General features: G+C 61.9%; 16 protein-coding genes. 7 read left to right on the top strand and 9 right to left on the bottom strand.

All coding sequences use genetic code 11. The features are described from left to right. The first annotated feature begins 61 nt into the window (after nt 1–61). The gene (locus ACZ5KU_RS21805; protein WP_464736256.1) at nt 62–859 is read left to right on the top strand and encodes a GNAT family N-acetyltransferase; all 798 of its coding nucleotides are present in this window, start codon (nt 62–64) and stop codon (nt 857–859) included. A gap of 49 nt (nt 860–908) precedes the next feature. Here ACZ5KU_RS21805 and ACZ5KU_RS21800 read toward each other — a convergent pair whose 3' ends face one another. Then, nucleotides 909–1,364 (bottom strand): RES family NAD+ phosphorylase, encoded by a 456-nt coding sequence (locus tag ACZ5KU_RS21800; protein ID WP_464736255.1) that lies wholly within the window; start codon nt 1,362–1,364, stop codon nt 909–911. Beyond that, the gene (locus ACZ5KU_RS21795) at nt 1,361–1,810 is read right to left on the bottom strand and encodes an antitoxin Xre/MbcA/ParS toxin-binding domain-containing protein (RefSeq protein WP_419735533.1); all 450 of its coding nucleotides are present in this window, start codon (nt 1,808–1,810) and stop codon (nt 1,361–1,363) included. Before ACZ5KU_RS21795 ends, ACZ5KU_RS21800 begins: the two co-directional genes overlap by 4 nt. A 238-nt stretch (nt 1,811–2,048) precedes the next feature. Here ACZ5KU_RS21795 and ACZ5KU_RS21790 point away from each other — a divergent pair, with 238 nt between their 5' ends. Together ACZ5KU_RS21790 and ACZ5KU_RS21785 are read left to right on the top strand one after the other, a co-directional pair. Continuing rightward, on the top strand, nt 2,049–2,990 hold the full coding sequence (locus ACZ5KU_RS21790) for a hypothetical protein (protein WP_054060253.1): 942 nt from the start codon (nt 2,049–2,051) through the stop codon (nt 2,988–2,990). Next, nucleotides 2,987–3,925, top strand: coding sequence for a hypothetical protein (locus ACZ5KU_RS21785; protein WP_464736254.1), 939 nt, complete (start codon nt 2,987–2,989; stop codon nt 3,923–3,925). The genes ACZ5KU_RS21790 and ACZ5KU_RS21785 overlap by 4 nt, the downstream gene beginning before the upstream one ends. A 116-nt stretch (nt 3,926–4,041) precedes the next feature. Here ACZ5KU_RS21785 and ACZ5KU_RS21780 read toward each other — a convergent pair whose 3' ends face one another. Both ACZ5KU_RS21780 and ubiA read right to left on the bottom strand, forming a co-directional pair. Then, nucleotides 4,042–4,488, bottom strand: coding sequence for a DoxX family protein (locus ACZ5KU_RS21780; RefSeq protein ID WP_464736253.1), 447 nt, complete (start codon nt 4,486–4,488; stop codon nt 4,042–4,044). A gap of 39 nt (nt 4,489–4,527) precedes the next feature. Then, nucleotides 4,528–5,424, bottom strand: a complete 897-nt coding sequence (gene ubiA, locus ACZ5KU_RS21775) for a 4-hydroxybenzoate octaprenyltransferase (protein WP_464736252.1) — start codon at nt 5,422–5,424, stop codon at nt 4,528–4,530. 132 nt (nt 5,425–5,556) lie between these two features. On the opposite strand from ubiA, the gene ACZ5KU_RS21770 reads away from it, so the two are divergent. Next, nucleotides 5,557–6,567: a LysR family transcriptional regulator gene (locus ACZ5KU_RS21770; protein ID WP_464736251.1), complete on the top strand. Its 1,011-nt coding sequence runs from the start codon at nt 5,557–5,559 to the stop codon at nt 6,565–6,567. 161 nt (nt 6,568–6,728) lie between these two features. On the opposite strand, the gene ACZ5KU_RS21765 is transcribed toward ACZ5KU_RS21770, so the two are convergent. Then, nucleotides 6,729–8,195: an MFS transporter gene (locus ACZ5KU_RS21765; RefSeq protein WP_464736250.1), complete on the bottom strand. Its 1,467-nt coding sequence runs from the start codon at nt 8,193–8,195 to the stop codon at nt 6,729–6,731. A 214-nt stretch (nt 8,196–8,409) separates the two neighbouring features. On the opposite strand from ACZ5KU_RS21765, the gene ACZ5KU_RS21760 reads away from it, so the two are divergent. Next, nucleotides 8,410–9,024: a biliverdin-producing heme oxygenase gene (locus ACZ5KU_RS21760; RefSeq protein ID WP_054060257.1), complete on the top strand. Its 615-nt coding sequence runs from the start codon at nt 8,410–8,412 to the stop codon at nt 9,022–9,024. Further along, nucleotides 9,021–11,267 carry an ATP-binding protein gene (locus ACZ5KU_RS21755; RefSeq protein ID WP_054060258.1) on the top strand — a complete coding sequence of 749 codons (2,247 nt, stop codon included), beginning with the start codon at nt 9,021–9,023 and terminating at the stop codon, nt 11,265–11,267. Before ACZ5KU_RS21760 ends, ACZ5KU_RS21755 begins: the two co-directional genes overlap by 4 nt. Before the next feature lie 37 nt (nt 11,268–11,304). Here ACZ5KU_RS21755 and ACZ5KU_RS21750 read toward each other — a convergent pair whose 3' ends face one another. Beyond that, nucleotides 11,305–11,466: a DUF2986 domain-containing protein gene (locus ACZ5KU_RS21750; RefSeq protein WP_081006064.1), complete on the bottom strand. Its 162-nt coding sequence runs from the start codon at nt 11,464–11,466 to the stop codon at nt 11,305–11,307. A 104-nt stretch (nt 11,467–11,570) separates the two neighbouring features. Here ACZ5KU_RS21750 and ACZ5KU_RS21745 point away from each other — a divergent pair, with 104 nt between their 5' ends. After that, nucleotides 11,571–12,287 (top strand): class I SAM-dependent methyltransferase, encoded by a 717-nt coding sequence (locus tag ACZ5KU_RS21745; protein WP_054060259.1) that lies wholly within the window; start codon nt 11,571–11,573, stop codon nt 12,285–12,287. Nucleotides 12,288–12,448: 161 nt separating this feature from the next. Here ACZ5KU_RS21745 and ACZ5KU_RS21740 read toward each other — a convergent pair whose 3' ends face one another. From ACZ5KU_RS21740 to ACZ5KU_RS21730, 3 genes are all read right to left on the bottom strand, one after another. Continuing rightward, entirely contained in the window at nt 12,449–13,231 is a 783-nt protein-coding gene (locus ACZ5KU_RS21740) for a hypothetical protein (protein WP_054060260.1), read from the bottom strand. Between the two features lie 116 nt (nt 13,232–13,347). Beyond that, the gene (locus ACZ5KU_RS21735; RefSeq protein WP_464736249.1) at nt 13,348–14,055 is read right to left on the bottom strand and encodes a zinc-binding dehydrogenase; all 708 of its coding nucleotides are present in this window, start codon (nt 14,053–14,055) and stop codon (nt 13,348–13,350) included. Next, nucleotides 13,953–14,366, bottom strand: a complete 414-nt coding sequence (locus tag ACZ5KU_RS21730) for an alcohol dehydrogenase catalytic domain-containing protein (RefSeq protein ID WP_464736248.1) — start codon at nt 14,364–14,366, stop codon at nt 13,953–13,955. Before ACZ5KU_RS21730 ends, ACZ5KU_RS21735 begins: the two co-directional genes overlap by 103 nt. Nucleotides 14,367–14,368: the final 2 nt, after the last annotated feature.

Here is a 14,368-nt window from a genome sequence, read left to right as displayed (position 1 = left end):
CGGGCCCGTCCTGATAGCCCGTCTAAGCTGATGGGTATTCACCTTTCTTGCAGGTAACCAGATGAGCGTGCCCGAAGCCATTGAGTCTGTCGAACAATACATCTCCATGTGGAAAGTGCTGGCCGGCGACCGTTGTGGCGCCGACCTGTCGGAGCAGCCAGGGCTATCGCTGTGCTGGGCCGACAGCCCTTTTTCGTTCTGGAACGCGGTATTTCTCAACGAGCAAATTACTGACGAACAGCTGTTGCGCGAGCGCCTGCGGGCCGGGGCCGCCTACCTGCGTGCCCGGCGCCAGGACGGCCTGGTGTATGTCTGCGAGGATTACCTGGGCGGTTCGGCCCGCCAGGCGCTGGAATCGATTGCCGCTGAGGAGCGATTGTCCTTTGCCCTGGATATCATGGGCATGGTGGGTGACGTCCTGCCATTCGAGCAATCGGCAGGGCACCCGCTGCTGACCTTCGAGCGGGTCCGGGATGAAGTCGCTTTGCAGCATTACGCCGATATCAACAGTGAAGGTTACGGCTCCCCCCTCGACGCCGGGCGCGCGGGGCTGGCAGGCTCGAATTTCTGGAAGCAGGAGGCCTTTGCGTTCATCGGCTACCAGGACGGCCGGCCGGTGTCGACGGCAGCTGCCATCGTCAACCGGGGGCAGCTCTACGTGGCCCTGGTCGCGACCCGGCCCGACGCCCAGCGCCAGGGCTTCGGCGAAGCCACGGTGCGTCACGCCCTGCAGGCGGCCCATGAGGCGACCGGGTTACGGCGTACCACATTGCATGCCACTGATGCGGGACTCCCGGTTTATCTGCGGTTGGGATACCACCGGACCACTCGGTTTATTACCTACGGCTTGGCTCCCTGACGGGACTTGTTGGAGGGAGCCGAGGGAGGCTCCCTGCATGAAAGGCCAATCAGCCTTTGTGAAATTTCTTGAGCAGGCGGTTATCCAGCCTGAATGTTTCGCTGCTTAAAGTAGCCTTCGTCGACTCCTGGTGCAGCGGATTGAACAGGTAGTTTTGGGTATGCGGCATGATCACACTGGGGACCGGCATCAGCAGTGCCGGGCTACTCAAGAGAAAGGTATCTCCCAGTTTCTTAGTGTAGCGCAGGTCATCAGCCCATTCTGCCTTCAGCGTCGGTGGCTGCCACTGGCTGGCATCGTCCGCGATCTCCACCTTGAGCAATTGCAGGGTTTGTGGGAAATCCTCCTGATCCACCTCCAGATGGACCAGAATTTCCAACATCGCTCCGGCCGGCGTCCCGGCCAAGTAGACCACCGGCCTGCCGGCTGAGTGCCAACGCCCGCTGGCGAGCAGGCCACCACGACCACTCAGGTCGGCAAACGCACTGATTCTCCAGAGGATCAAAAGCTGAAACCCTCTGCCAGTTGAATCAGCATCTCCTCGACCTGGCGGGTGCCCTGGATGGTCGAGAACATCGCCATGGGACTGCTGCCAGAAAAGCGCTCCTTGGGTTTGGACAACCAGCGCCTGGCCTTCTGGTCATCGCCGAAAATGGCAGAGGCCATTGCGGTGATATGCGCGGCACGGAACAACCGATCACTCTCGTCGACCGTCAACTTCTGTTCCTTGGCGATCCGCGTCTTCAAGGTTTTGAGCGGGATGATCCGGTCGCGCTCCAGCGGCGTGACGTCGCCTTGATCGCAGAGCTTCATCAACCGTTCGGCATCGAAACCGAACTGGATCATCTCGTGAATCTCCAGATCGCTGGCGTCGGTCGGAATCTGCAGCAGGTACTCCAGGCGGCTCCGATAGACCCCATAGGTGGGTTCCCGCATCACTTCGGCCAACATGAAACACCTCCCGAAACTATCGGCATTTGCCATATTGTAGCCGGCAAATGCCGGATATTGGAATGTTTCGGTGATGAGCGTTGATGTCTGGCACTCCAAGGCAGCTTGAGCAATGGGTCACATTCGACGGCCCAGTTTGCAGAAAGCGCTAGGCGCAGCCTCTCCGTGCATTGCACTATCCCCACTGTTTTTGTTATGGGCGCCCATGCGGGCGCCCGGTTTACCGGGAAACCAATCAGTGAACGGGCTTGTTGTCATCACTACCTACTTCAACCCCTGCGGCTACGCCACCCGCCGGAGCAACTACGACCTGTTCATTGCCGGCATGCGCCGGGCCGGGGTGACCTGCATCACCGTCGAATGCGCCTTCGGCGATGAACCCTTCGAGCTGCCACCGAGTCTGGACGTGATCCAGGTCCGCGCCCGCACGCTGCTCTGGCAGAAGGAGCGCCTGCTCAATCTGGCCGCCTCCTGGCTGCCAGGCAGTTGCCGCCATGTCGCCTGGCTCGACTGCGACATCCTCTTCGACAACCCGTCCTGGGCCCGCGACCTGGTACGTGTGCTGCACGAGTATCCGGTGGCCCAGGTCTTCGAAAGCTGCCTGCGCCTGGAGCGTGGCAACGTCGAGGGCGCCACCGCCGATATCGCACATTCCTTCGCGGCGGTCATGCAGCGCCAGCCCGACAGCCTGGACGCCGGCCGCTATGATCTGCACGGCCACACCGGCTACGGTTGGGCCATGCGCCGCGAGATCTTCGACGAAGTGGGGCTCTACGAGTGCGCCGTCTCCGGCAGCGCCGACCACTTCATGGCCCATGCGATCTTCGACGACTACAACTTCTGCATCCGCAACGCCCTCAAGCACGACCCGCGGCAGATCGATCACCTCAAGGCCTGGGGCCGGCGCTTCCACCAGCGCGTCCAGGGTCGCCTCGGCGTGGTGCCGGGGCGCATCCGCCATCTGTGGCACGGCGATGCCGTGAACCGCCGCTACTTCCTGCGTATGCACGACATCACCGACCTCGGCTTCGACCCCTGGACCGACTTGCAGATCGTCCCCGGCGCCCCGCTGGAATGGGCCGAAGGCATGGACAAGCCGGGGCTGCGGCAATATTTCGCCAACTACTTTGCCAGCCGTCGCGAAGATGGCCATCAGGCGCTTCAGGAGAACCCTGCATGAACGAGTTCCATAACCCGGACCTGGACGATGCCATCGCCGAATTGAGCGACGTGTTGGCAACCCTCGAACAGCGCGCCCGGGACAACGAACGCGCCATCGACAAACTGGCGCGCCAGCGCAAGGCCTACCTGACTCAGGTGACCTATGACCTGCTGCCGAAGCTGTCCGGAGGGGTCTTGGCAAGGCTGCGCGAGCAGGTGCCGGGGTTCGTCACGTTGCAGGTGCAGGAGAGCTTCGACAGCCAGCGCAAGTTTCTCGGGCTGTTTGCCAGCAGGGATTACGCCCACACCCTGGCACTGTTGCAGACCCGGCTGGCCAGCCACCTCGACCAACTCCAGTATGCCGGGCTGCGCGAGCGCGACGACGAGATCGGGCAGGTGGCGGCGCAGCGCGACGGGCTGCAGGCCCAACGCAAGGCGACTGGGGAACTGCTGGCGTTGCTGCGGCAGACCAGGCAGCAGGGCGCGCCGTTGCCACCGCAGGTACAGGAGCAGGTTCGGCATCTGGCCTCGCTGGCCCGGGCGGCTCGCCGGGATGATGACCGGCCATATACCCCGGATCGGGATTATTCGTCCTCGTCGCGATACGCCAATGAGCCGGGTCGCACGACGACGGTGGACGATCGGTTGCCGGGAAGCCGGGACAATCCGCTGGATCTGCTGATTTACTGGGCGACGGATGTCACGACGAGCTTGCGGACGCTGGTGCTTGATACGGTGGAGGAGGCGAAGCGTGACGTTGAGGCGTTTGGCCGGGAACTCATTGGAGAGCCGAATGAGTCGGGTGCAGCAGCGGAACCGAGGGACTCGGGACCGTCGCAGTCGTCTTCGCTGGGTGATTCGGTGGTGCCGGTTGCGGTGGCGGCAGGGGTGACGGCTGCGGCGGTGACGGGGGCGGTGATTGCTACGGATGATAGTCTGGGGTTGTTTTCGTGAGAGGCTTCTACCGATCGGAAAAGAGCCATTGATGAGGATTGACCCATGACGGGCGAGCGCGCCCAGCTGCGTGCTCCGCACGTTTTAATCATGCTCTGGAATGAAGCAGCCAGGTTTTATACAAACTGTCCCACGTGTCCGCACAGCCTTCCCGCGACGCGTCGATGCAAGGCAAAGCGGCCGCCCCCTAAACAAGCGATCGCTAGCGAAACGACCAACAGAAACGCCAGATACTCCCAACCTCCGCCCGGGCTCGTGTAGATCCACCCATGAGCCCCGTGGACGAAAATAATGGCACCTATCAGCATCGGCGCCAGCAGCAGGCTTACGCAACGTACAGTAATCCCGAGGATCAGGAGCAGCCCACCGACAAGCTCGCTCGCCACTGCAGGATAAACCAGCAGTTCTGGCATACCGGTTGCCGCAAAGAGTTTAATGGTCCCAGGCCAAGTCAGAACAAAGATCTTGAATAGAGCATGTGCAATATACATGCAGCCTAATGCGAGACGCAGCAGAAGACAGGCAATGTCCTGGGCGGGGAAACTACTCCAATAGTTTTTCATCATGAGCTCCAAATAGCTGAAAGGCATTTAATATGCTAATTACAAGAAGCTTGCAGAGGCCCCTGCCAAGAGAAGAGTTCCGACATGGGCATTGGATTTGAATAGCGCGATACAGTGTTGCGGATCAGTCGTGTCAAATTTCTTGGTTTGAAATGTCAACATCAACGCTACAGGAACTAGCATGATGTAGTAAGCCGCTCCCACGCCTTGCAGTACACCAGCCAAACTCCAAAAAATGATAGTTGCCAGGTAAAACCCTCCAACCCAGGTGCGGCCCTGTTCGCCCAGGTGGGTAGCTGTAGACCGCACACCGATCCGCAAGTCGTCTTCGCGGTCGCAATAGGCATAGATCGTGTCGTAGCCCAACTGCCAAAAAATGCTGCCCAACCATAGCGCGAAGGTACCGGCACTCAGGGTCCCCGAGATATGCAGCCCCGCCACCAATACCCCCCAGTTGAACGTCGCGCCCAAGAAAGCCTGGGGCCAATGGGTAACTCGTTTGAGCAGAGGGTAAATCACCATCAATGGCAAGCAGATGATCGCTAGCAAGCGGCTGGCCGGTGTGAGCCAAATCAACAGTAGTGCTGCAGCTATCAGTTGCAAGGTCAGCACGATGCCGGCCTGCCATAGGCCCAGTTTGCCGCTTGCCAACGGTCGAGCACGGGTTCGCCTGACCTGAGCGTCAAACTTGCGATCACAGTAGTCATTCAAAGTGCACCCAGCGCCTCGCATGACGACAGCACCTAGCGTGAACAGAATAAAATCCCCAGCAGACACCATGCCGTTTTGCGACAACACCAACGATACCAACGTAGGTAATAGTGCGAGCCAAATACCGATTGGTCGGTCGATTCGCATCAACTGGATGTAAGGTTGAAAGGCTGGCGGTAAAATACGCGCGAGCCAACTCTGGCTATTTATATCAGAGAGGTCCATGCTTCTATTCATTTATAACGTCCGCAAACGTGTTGACTGAAATTGTTCACTTAGGTTTTCATGCAGCGGATTTTAAAGAGCAAGCGCTCCCTGGCAAGGGAAGTTTCTGCAACACCTTATTGAATGGGATGCATGATGCAACACGATGATGCAATGACAGGCTCTCGCCTGGATTTGAATCTGCTGAGAGTTTTCGACGCGGTTTACCAAGAGCGAAGCTTATTGAAGGCCAGCCTGCGTCTGCACTTGAGCCAATCTGCCGTAAGCCACGCCCTGTCGCGATTGCGTCGCAGTGTCGGTGATGATCTGTTTGTTCGCACTACGGAAGGCATGCGGCCTACCCCACGTGCGATTGAAATGGCCCTACCGCTACGCGAGGCATTGCGCACGATTCATCGGACCCTCGCCTTGGACGCTTTCGATCCAGCCACCTCAACCCGTACATTCGTAATCGCTGCCAACGACTACCTGACTTCAACAGTGCTTGGGGCGCTAGCCACCCGTATTGGCCGGAATGCACCTGGGGTCGAGTTGGTAATACGCCCAGCGACACGCCTGGACCTGGCGGAGCAGATAGACGTTGGCCGCATCGACCTGGTGATCGGCAGCTTCGGTCATATACCGGAGCACCTTGAATCAAGCGTACTTTGCCAGCAACGGGAAGTGTTGTTGATGCGCAGCGGGCATCCACTACTGGCGATAGCTTCCCCTCCCGTTGAGGCCCTGGCGGACATTGGTTTGGTCGCTGTCTCTGTAGGTGGCGCGGAGGAAGGCGCTGTTGAAGGCTATATTTCCGAGCGAGGCTTGGCACGCCAATCGGACATGTTTGGCAGGTGCTCCCTAGAAAAAGCACTTGCTGATGTCGGTCGCGTGCCTACATTCAAACTGACCCTTCCGCACTTCCTGGCCCTGCCTGATGTACTGGGCGATACCGACTTGCTGGCCTTGGTGCCCGAGCCGCTGGCGTGCTCGCTATGTGCACGCTTCAGCCTTCAACAGCGACCTCTGCCCTATTCGGCCCCACCCACGAACCTGCAGATGGTCTGGCATTGCCGAAATACCCCCGAGCCGGGCCATGGCTGGCTGCGCGATCAACTGCAGCAAGTCTTGTGGGAAGCTTGGGGGATTGAGCGGGTCAAGTGAGTGCATGCCGAGATCTGTTTATGGCCTTGGTAGAAATGCAGCGGGTGCTGGTCAATCAAAAAATGCAATCGGGGGTGCTGATCGTTCTTCTGCCGGAGACTAGTGACGCTCAAGCTTGGGAACGATTAAGTAGGCTGTTTCCTGCCAGCCACCTCCTCGGCTCAATCCTTTACCTGCGACAACGGTCTCGCGACCTGCTCGAGCGACCGCCGTTCCGCCGCCACGCCCCAGATCGCCTGCACTGCTGCCGCGCCGATCATCAACGCCGCACCGATCAGGTAGCCATACAGCACATTGGTCCGCTGCCCGGTCTCGATCAGCGCGCCGAACAGCGTCGGGCCGATCAGACCGCCCAGGCCGGTGCCGAAGGCGTAGAACACGGCGATGGCCAACGCGCGGATCTCCAGCGGAAAGGTCTCGGCCACCGTGAGGTAGGCCGAACTGGCCGCCGCCGAGGCGAAGAAGAAAATCACCACCCAGGCGATGGTCTGCTGGGTGGCGTCGATCAACTGCTGCTGGAAAAGGTAGCCGCTCAGGCACAGCAACACACCGGAAATCAGGTAGGTGCTGCTGATCATGATGCGCCGGCCCACCACGTCGAACAGTCGTCCGAGCAACAGCGGCCCGCAGAAGTTGCCGAGGGCGAAGGGCAGCAGGTACCAGCCGATATGGGCCGAAGGCACGTCGTAGAAGTCGGTGAGGACCAGCGCATAGGTGAAAAAGATCGCGTTGTAGAAGAACGCCTGGGCGGTCAGCAGGGTCAGGCCGACCAGAGCCCGGCGGCGGTGGTCGACGAACAGGCTGTGGAACACCTCGCGCAACGGCGTGTGATCACGGGCGTGCAGGCGCAGCGGTGGTTCCTGCAGCGGGGGCACCTCGATGCCGCGCTCGCGGTAATGGCGCTCGATCTCGGCGACGATGCGCTCGGCTTCTTCCGGCTGGTTGTGGATCATCAGCCAGCGCGGGCTTTCCGGGACCCACAGGCGCATCAGCATGATGATCAGCCCGAGTGCCGCGCCGATGCCGAAGCACAGCCGCCAGCCGAGTTCGCCGCCGGCCACGGCCGGGTCGAGCAGCACCACCGAGCCGACGGCGCCCAGGGCGGCACCGATCCAGAAGGTGCCGTTGATGGTCAGGTCGACCCAGCCGCGGTAGCGCGCCGGGGTGAATTCCTGGATGGTCGAGTTGATCGCGGTGTATTCGCCGCCGATGCCGGCGCCGGTGAGGAAACGGAACAGCAAAAAGCTCCACAGATCCCAGGAAAAGGCCGTGGCCGCTGTGGCGCCGATGTACAGGAACAGGGTGATGAAGAACAGCTTGCGCCGGCCGAGGCGGTCGGTCAGCCAGCCGAAGAACAGCGCGCCGAGCACCGCGCCGGCGATGTAGGCGGCACCGGCCAGGCCGATCTCGGTATTGCTCATGGCCAGGCTGTCCTTGAGGGCCCCGGAGACGGCCCCGGCCAGGGTCACTTCCAGGCCGTCGAGCAACCAGGTGATGCCCAGCGCCAGGACCAGCAGGGTGTGGAAACGGGTCCACGGCAGGCGGTCGAGGCGCGCGGGGATGTCGGTGCTGTAGCAGCGCTCGTCCACTGAGGCGCCAGCTGTGCCTTGCAGGGCTTGGGTCGTCATGGTCACTCCTGTTCGCTGACGGGGTCTCATAGCGATGGAGTTTTGCGTAGGCGGAGGAGTTCAAAAAAATCGCCTTTGTCCGACTCGGGCGCTGTCAGTTTTTCCGACAGGAAAAACTAACTATTGAGTCAGTGTCGTGGTCTACCGTGATAGATTGATTCGATTCGCCGCCACCTCCCCATGCCTTTCGGCGGTCCCACCAAGAGCGATCTAAATGCAAGCAACGGCCCGCGAAGTTCATGTACCCCCGGTTTTGCAGGAACTGCGAACCGGTACGGCCGAACGACATATCGCACTGGAAAAACGTCTCCCCTTTTTCTCCGATACTTTTGACTCCAATGCCTTTCAACAACTGATGCAGGCCTACTACGGCTTCTATCAGCCGCTGGAACAGGCCCTGCGCAACAGCAGCGCACTCCCTGACGATTTTGATCTCACCCCGCGCCTCAAGGCACAGACCCTGCGCGCTGACCTGCACAGCCTGGGGCTGTCGGCCGAGGCCATCGACCGTTTGCCGATCTGCCAGGCATTGCCGCGGATCGATTCCGGGGCCGCCTGCCTGGGCGTGCTGTACGTCCTGGAGGGGGCCACGCTCGGCGGGCAGATCCTGCGCCGCGAAGTGTCCAGGCGCCTGGGCCTTGAGGCCGACAGCGGCGCGGCGTTTCTGCAGGTCTACGGCGACGCCACGGGGCGGCGCTGGCGCGATTTCATCGAGTACCTGGGCAGCCGTCCCCTGGACGCGGTCGAGCGCGAGGCCGTCGTCACGGCAGCACACTCCACATTCAGCCGTTTCGAGCACTGGCTCGAAAGCCGGGAGGTACTGGCATGAGCCCGCAAGATCAGGAAGCATTCGAAGAGTTGCTGGCCAACTGTGCCAACGAACCGATCCGTTTCCCCGGTGCCATCCAGCCCCACGGCCTGCTGCTGACCCTGGGCGAGCCGGCGCTGGAGATCATCCAGATCAGCGCCAACGTCGAAACCCTGCTCGGCCGTGCGCCGCAGACACTGATCGGCCACCCCCTGGCCAGCCTGATCGGCGACGAGCCCACCGCGGCCGTACGCGAAGCGTTGCAGCAACCGGCCTTCTTCGATGCGCCGCCATTGTATTTCCACCTCAACGGCACCACGTTCGAGGGCTTGCTGCATCGGCATGATGGCGTGCTGATCCTGGAGCTGGAAATCCACGTCGAGAACTTCCGTTCCCTCAACGTGGCCGGCAACCAGACCCATCTGGGGCGGATGCTGCAACGGCTGCAGGCGGCGACGTCGCTGCAGGCGCTGTACGACATCTGCGTCAAGGAACTGCAGGCAATGACCGGCTACGACCGGGTGCTGATCTACCGTTTCGAGGAAGAAGGCCACGGCCAAGTGATCGCCGAAGCGTCTTCGCCGTCCATGGAACTGTTCAACGGGCTGTTCTTCCCGGCGTCCGACATTCCCCAGCAGGCCCGCGAGCTGTATCGCACCAATTGGCTGCGGATCATTCCCAATGCCGACTATGAACCGGTGCCCTTGGTGCCCAGGCTGCGCCCCGACACGCAAGCGCCGCTGGACCTTAGCTTCGCGACCCTGCGCAGTGTGTCGCCGATCCACTGCCAGTACATGAAGAACATGGGCGTGCTGTCGTCGATGAGCATTTCCCTGCTCAAGGGCGACCAGCTCTGGGGCCTGATCAGTTGCGGCAACCGCCAGCCGCTGCACGTCCCGCACGAACTGCGGGTGGCCTGCCAGACCATCGGCCAGGTGCTATCGTTGCAGATCAGTGCCATGGAAGCGCTGGAGATCAGCCGCCAACGCGAAGCCAAGGTCGAGGCCCTGGCGCGGCTCAACCAGGCGATGGTCGACTCAGCGCAAGACGTTTTCGACGGTCTGGCCCGTGAGCCACAGACCCTGATGAAACTGGTCGATGCCGGTGGTGTCGCGATCATCGAGGGCAAGCAGTTGCACTGCCATGGCAACTGCCCGCAACCGCAGGAAATCCGTGCCTTGCACCAGTGGTTGCAGGCCGGCGGTGAGCCGGTGTTCGCCAGCCATCATCTGTCCAGTGTCTACCCAGCGGCGGCGGGCTATCAGCAGGTGGCCAGCGGTGTGCTCGCCATAAGCCTGCCCAAACCGGTGGAAAACGGCGTGCTGTGGTTTCGCCCGGAGGTCAAGGAAAGCATCAACTGGAGCGGCAACCCACGCAAGCCGCTGGACCTGGAAAACACCGAGACTGGCCTGCGCCTGCGTCCGCGCACCTCATTCGAGATCTGGAAGGTCGAGATGGCCGGGATCTCCACCAAGTGGAGCCACGGCGACCTGTTCGCGGCCAACGACCTGCGTCGCTCGGCGCTGGAGAACGACCTGGCCCGGCAGGTGCGGCGGGAGCAGGAGGCGGTACGCGCCCGCGATGATCTGGTTGCCGTGGTCTCCCACGACCTGCGCAACCCGATGACGGTGATTTCCATGCTCTGCGGCATGATGCAGAAGACCTTCAGTTCGGACGGCCCGCACACCTCGCGGCGCATCTCCACGGCCATCGACACCATGCAACAGGCCGCCGGACGCATGAACACGCTGCTGGAAGACCTGCTCGACACCTCGAAGATCGACGCCGGACGCTACACCATCAAGCCGCGCAAGCTCGATGTGGGGCAGATGTTCGAGGAGGCGCAATCGCTGCTGGCGCCGCTGGCGCGCGACAAGGACATCAGCATTTCCTTCGAGGCCGACCCCGACCTGCGTATCCATGCCGATCCCGAGCGGCTGTTCCAGGTGCTGTCGAACCTGGTCGGCAATGCGATCAAGTTCACGCCGCGCCTGGGTACGGTCGGGGTGCGCGCGCAGTCGTCCGGCAACGACATCGTCTTCACCGTGCGTGACAGCGGCGAGGGCATTGCCCAGGAACACCTGCCGCATGTGTTCAGCCGGTACTGGACGCTGAAGGAGGGCAATCCGACCGGTACCGGCCTTGGTCTGTACATCACCCAGGGCATCGTCCATGCCCATGGCGGAAAGATCGTTGCCAGCAGCGAGCCGGGGCAGGGCGCCGAGTTCCGCTTCACCCTGCCGATGTTCAAGGAGAGCGCCTGAGATCGGCAGCGGCGCGCTGACGCCCGATTGGCCTGGATCAGCTTTCGGGCGAAAGCGTTTGCGCCTGGCTGGCCTCTTCGGCCAGTTTCAGGCGGTCGGCCTTGCTGATGTATTTCGGCTTGTTCTTCGGCGCCAGCTTGGCGCTGGCCTTTTTCGCGTGGGCTTTGAGCAACTGGCTGATTTTCTTGCGGCGGTTCATGTTTCGGTTTCCTATTCCTTGTGGGAATGAAATGAATAAAAATTATAAATTTCAGTAATTATCTGCGTCAGCATAGAGTGGTTTCAAGATAAACGGAGGCCCTCATGAAACCGCAAACCCACAGCGCCAGTGCGAAGTTCGATGTCTCACGTGCCGCCGAGTATGGCATTCAAAGCCGAGTGGCCCTGGCGGGCTACGATGCCTGTCACGAGTTGAGCGCCTGCATACTGGCTGCGAGCCTTTCGACCGGACGCGCGGCGCGCGTGCTGGTCGTGGGTGTCGGCGGCACGGCCCAGGAAATCATTACCATGGGAGCATTGGAGCCGTCGTGGACCTTCGTGGGTGTGGACCCATCGTCAGCCATGCTGGAGACTGCTGCCGCGAACCTCGGGGCCCACGGGGTGCTTGGGAAGGCGCAGTTGCTCCTGGGTACCGTCGATGATCTCCCGGTCGACGAGCCCTTCGATGCCGCGACATTGATCGGCGTGCTGCATCACGTGCCCGGTGACGAAGCCAAGCAACAGCTGCTGCGTTCGATCCAGGCCCGCCTGAAAGTCGGTGCCCCCTTCGTCGTGGCCTGCAACCACTACGCCTATGCCGAGCAACCCTTGCTGCTCAAGACCTGGGCCGAGCGCTGGCGGCAGCAGGGCGCGAGCCCGGATGAAGTCAAGGCCAAGCTTGCCCGGATCATGCAGGGCGCCGAGCCGCCCCGTTCGGAGGCGGCGGTTTGCGAGCTGCTGCAAGCGTGCGGTTTTGGTGAGAGCCAGCGCTTCTTCAGCAGTCTGTTCTGGGGCGCCTGGGTGACCCAACGACACGGATGAACCGAATGGCTGATCTGGACTGTCTGCCCAGCCAAGTGGTTTTCACTGGAGTGATGGTTTTCAACAACTGTTGAAAACCCTGGAACTGATGAAAATTGATCCGCAGTGGGAGAGACGGACAGCTTGCGGTTGATGTCACCCATGGCGCCCGTCGCCGGCGTTCACTCCACGTAGCGCAACCACAGATGCCGGCGGCCGCAGATCGCCTGGGCGAACACTGGAACCAGGGCTTGCCGTTTCTCTTCAGTGACGTTGTAGAGCGCACAGAAATCCTTCGCCACGGCGCCGGCCACCGCTGCATCGGCCGGCTCTGCCCGGAGGAAGCCGAGGTAGGCCGCGCCCACGCCGATCAGTTCATAGCCCTGCGTGAGGGAGAAATGCCGCGCCACCGCATGGTTCTGTGCCGGGCCCAGGTCGCAGGCGAAATAGCCGTTGGGAAAAGCCGCCAGCGCCTGGGACGAATGTTCGACCGGAACCAGCAGGGCCGAGAGCGGCTGGTCGAGCAGTGCCACAGGGTCGTCCTGATAGGCGACCCATTCCCGGATGGCCTCGTCATCGAGGGTGAGCCCATGGGCGCAAGCGTCTTCGAACGAGCCGTCGGCAACCCGACGAGTGAAGTTGCGCCGGCAGATGGCGAACTCGGCTTTCGTCGTCGGATAGCCCAGGTATTCGCCCTGCTCGAAGCATTCCTCCGGCAGCCCGGCGATGTCCTCTTGCGTGGCCTCGTCCAGGTCGATGTGGTGGCGCGCATGCCCCGAGGTGTAGCGGGCCTGGTGCAGGTCATCGAGCGAGAACAGCGGGAGGAAGCCGGGATGCTGGGCGGCGAGCGTGCGGTAGGCCTCGACCAGTTCGTCGAGGCGGGTAATGGCGCTCACGCTGTACTCGTCGCAGGTACCTGAAGATGGGTTGTGGGGTTGTGTGTGACCGAGAAACTGGATGTCCATCGAATGCCTGCCTGCTCCATGTCGGGATGACGGAGTAGATAACGGGGTCCGTCATCCTGGCAAGGGCCCCATGTGCATGGGGCGCTGCCGCGGCGGTCAAAGGATGAACGCCGCAATCATTGGGCGTTGCGGGTCGGGAGCAGGTCCTCGGGCTGCATCGTCAGGATGATCTTGCCGATATTTTCAGCGGACTCCATGCGGCGGTGGGCATCGGCGGCACGGGACAGCGGGAAGGTGCTGTCGACCACCGGCTCCAGGCTTTCGCCGCCTTCGAAGCGCTCCAGCCAGTGCTCGCGGAAACGCCTGATCATCTCCTGCTTCTCATGCTGGCTACGGGACTTCATCACCGTGCCGATGATCTGCAGATGACGGTAGAGGAGGTCTTCGAGCTTCAGTGCCACGTTGCCGCCACCGCCCAGGATGCCGACCTGGACCAGCCTTCCGCCATTGGCCAGCGAAGCGATGTTGCGCGCGAAGTAGGGTTCGCCGATGAAGTCGATGACCACGTCGACACCCCGGCCGTTGGTCTTTTGCGCGATGACCTCGGCGAAATCCCGGGCCTTGTAGTCGATGGCGAAGTCGGCCCCCAGGTGCTCGACGCGCGACAGCTTGCTGGCGTCGGTCGTCGCGTAAATGGTGGCGCCCGTTGCATAGGCCAGCTGGACCGCAGCGGAGCCCACGCCGCCGGCGGCGGCATGGATCAGCACCGAGTCGCCGGGCTTCAGCCGGCCCAGGTGGAGCATCGCTTCGTGGGCGGTGACGAAGACTTCGGGGATGGCGGCGGCCTGCACGTAGTCCAACTGCGCCGGAATCGGCATCGCCATGCGGTAGTGAAGGCGGGCCAGCTCGGCATAGGCGCCACCCCGACGACGCCCATCACCCGGTCGCCGACCTTGTAGCCGACGACGTCGCTGCCGATCTCGATGACTTCCCCGGCGATTTCAAGGCCGATGAGCGACGAGTCGCCAAAGTCCGGACGGCCGTAGCCGCCCTTGCGGTGGGTCAGGTCGGCGCGGTTGACGCCGGCTGCGTAGACCCGCACCAGCAGGTCCGTGGGACGTACTTCGGGGCGTTGCACGTCGGTCAGTTCCAGGACGTCGGCGTCACCGAAGGTTTCGAAGGTAATGGCTTTCATGG

It is taken from the genome of Pseudomonas sp. Tof1 (assembly GCF_055390395.1).
This window is presented reverse-complemented; position numbering and strand designations above follow the sequence as displayed.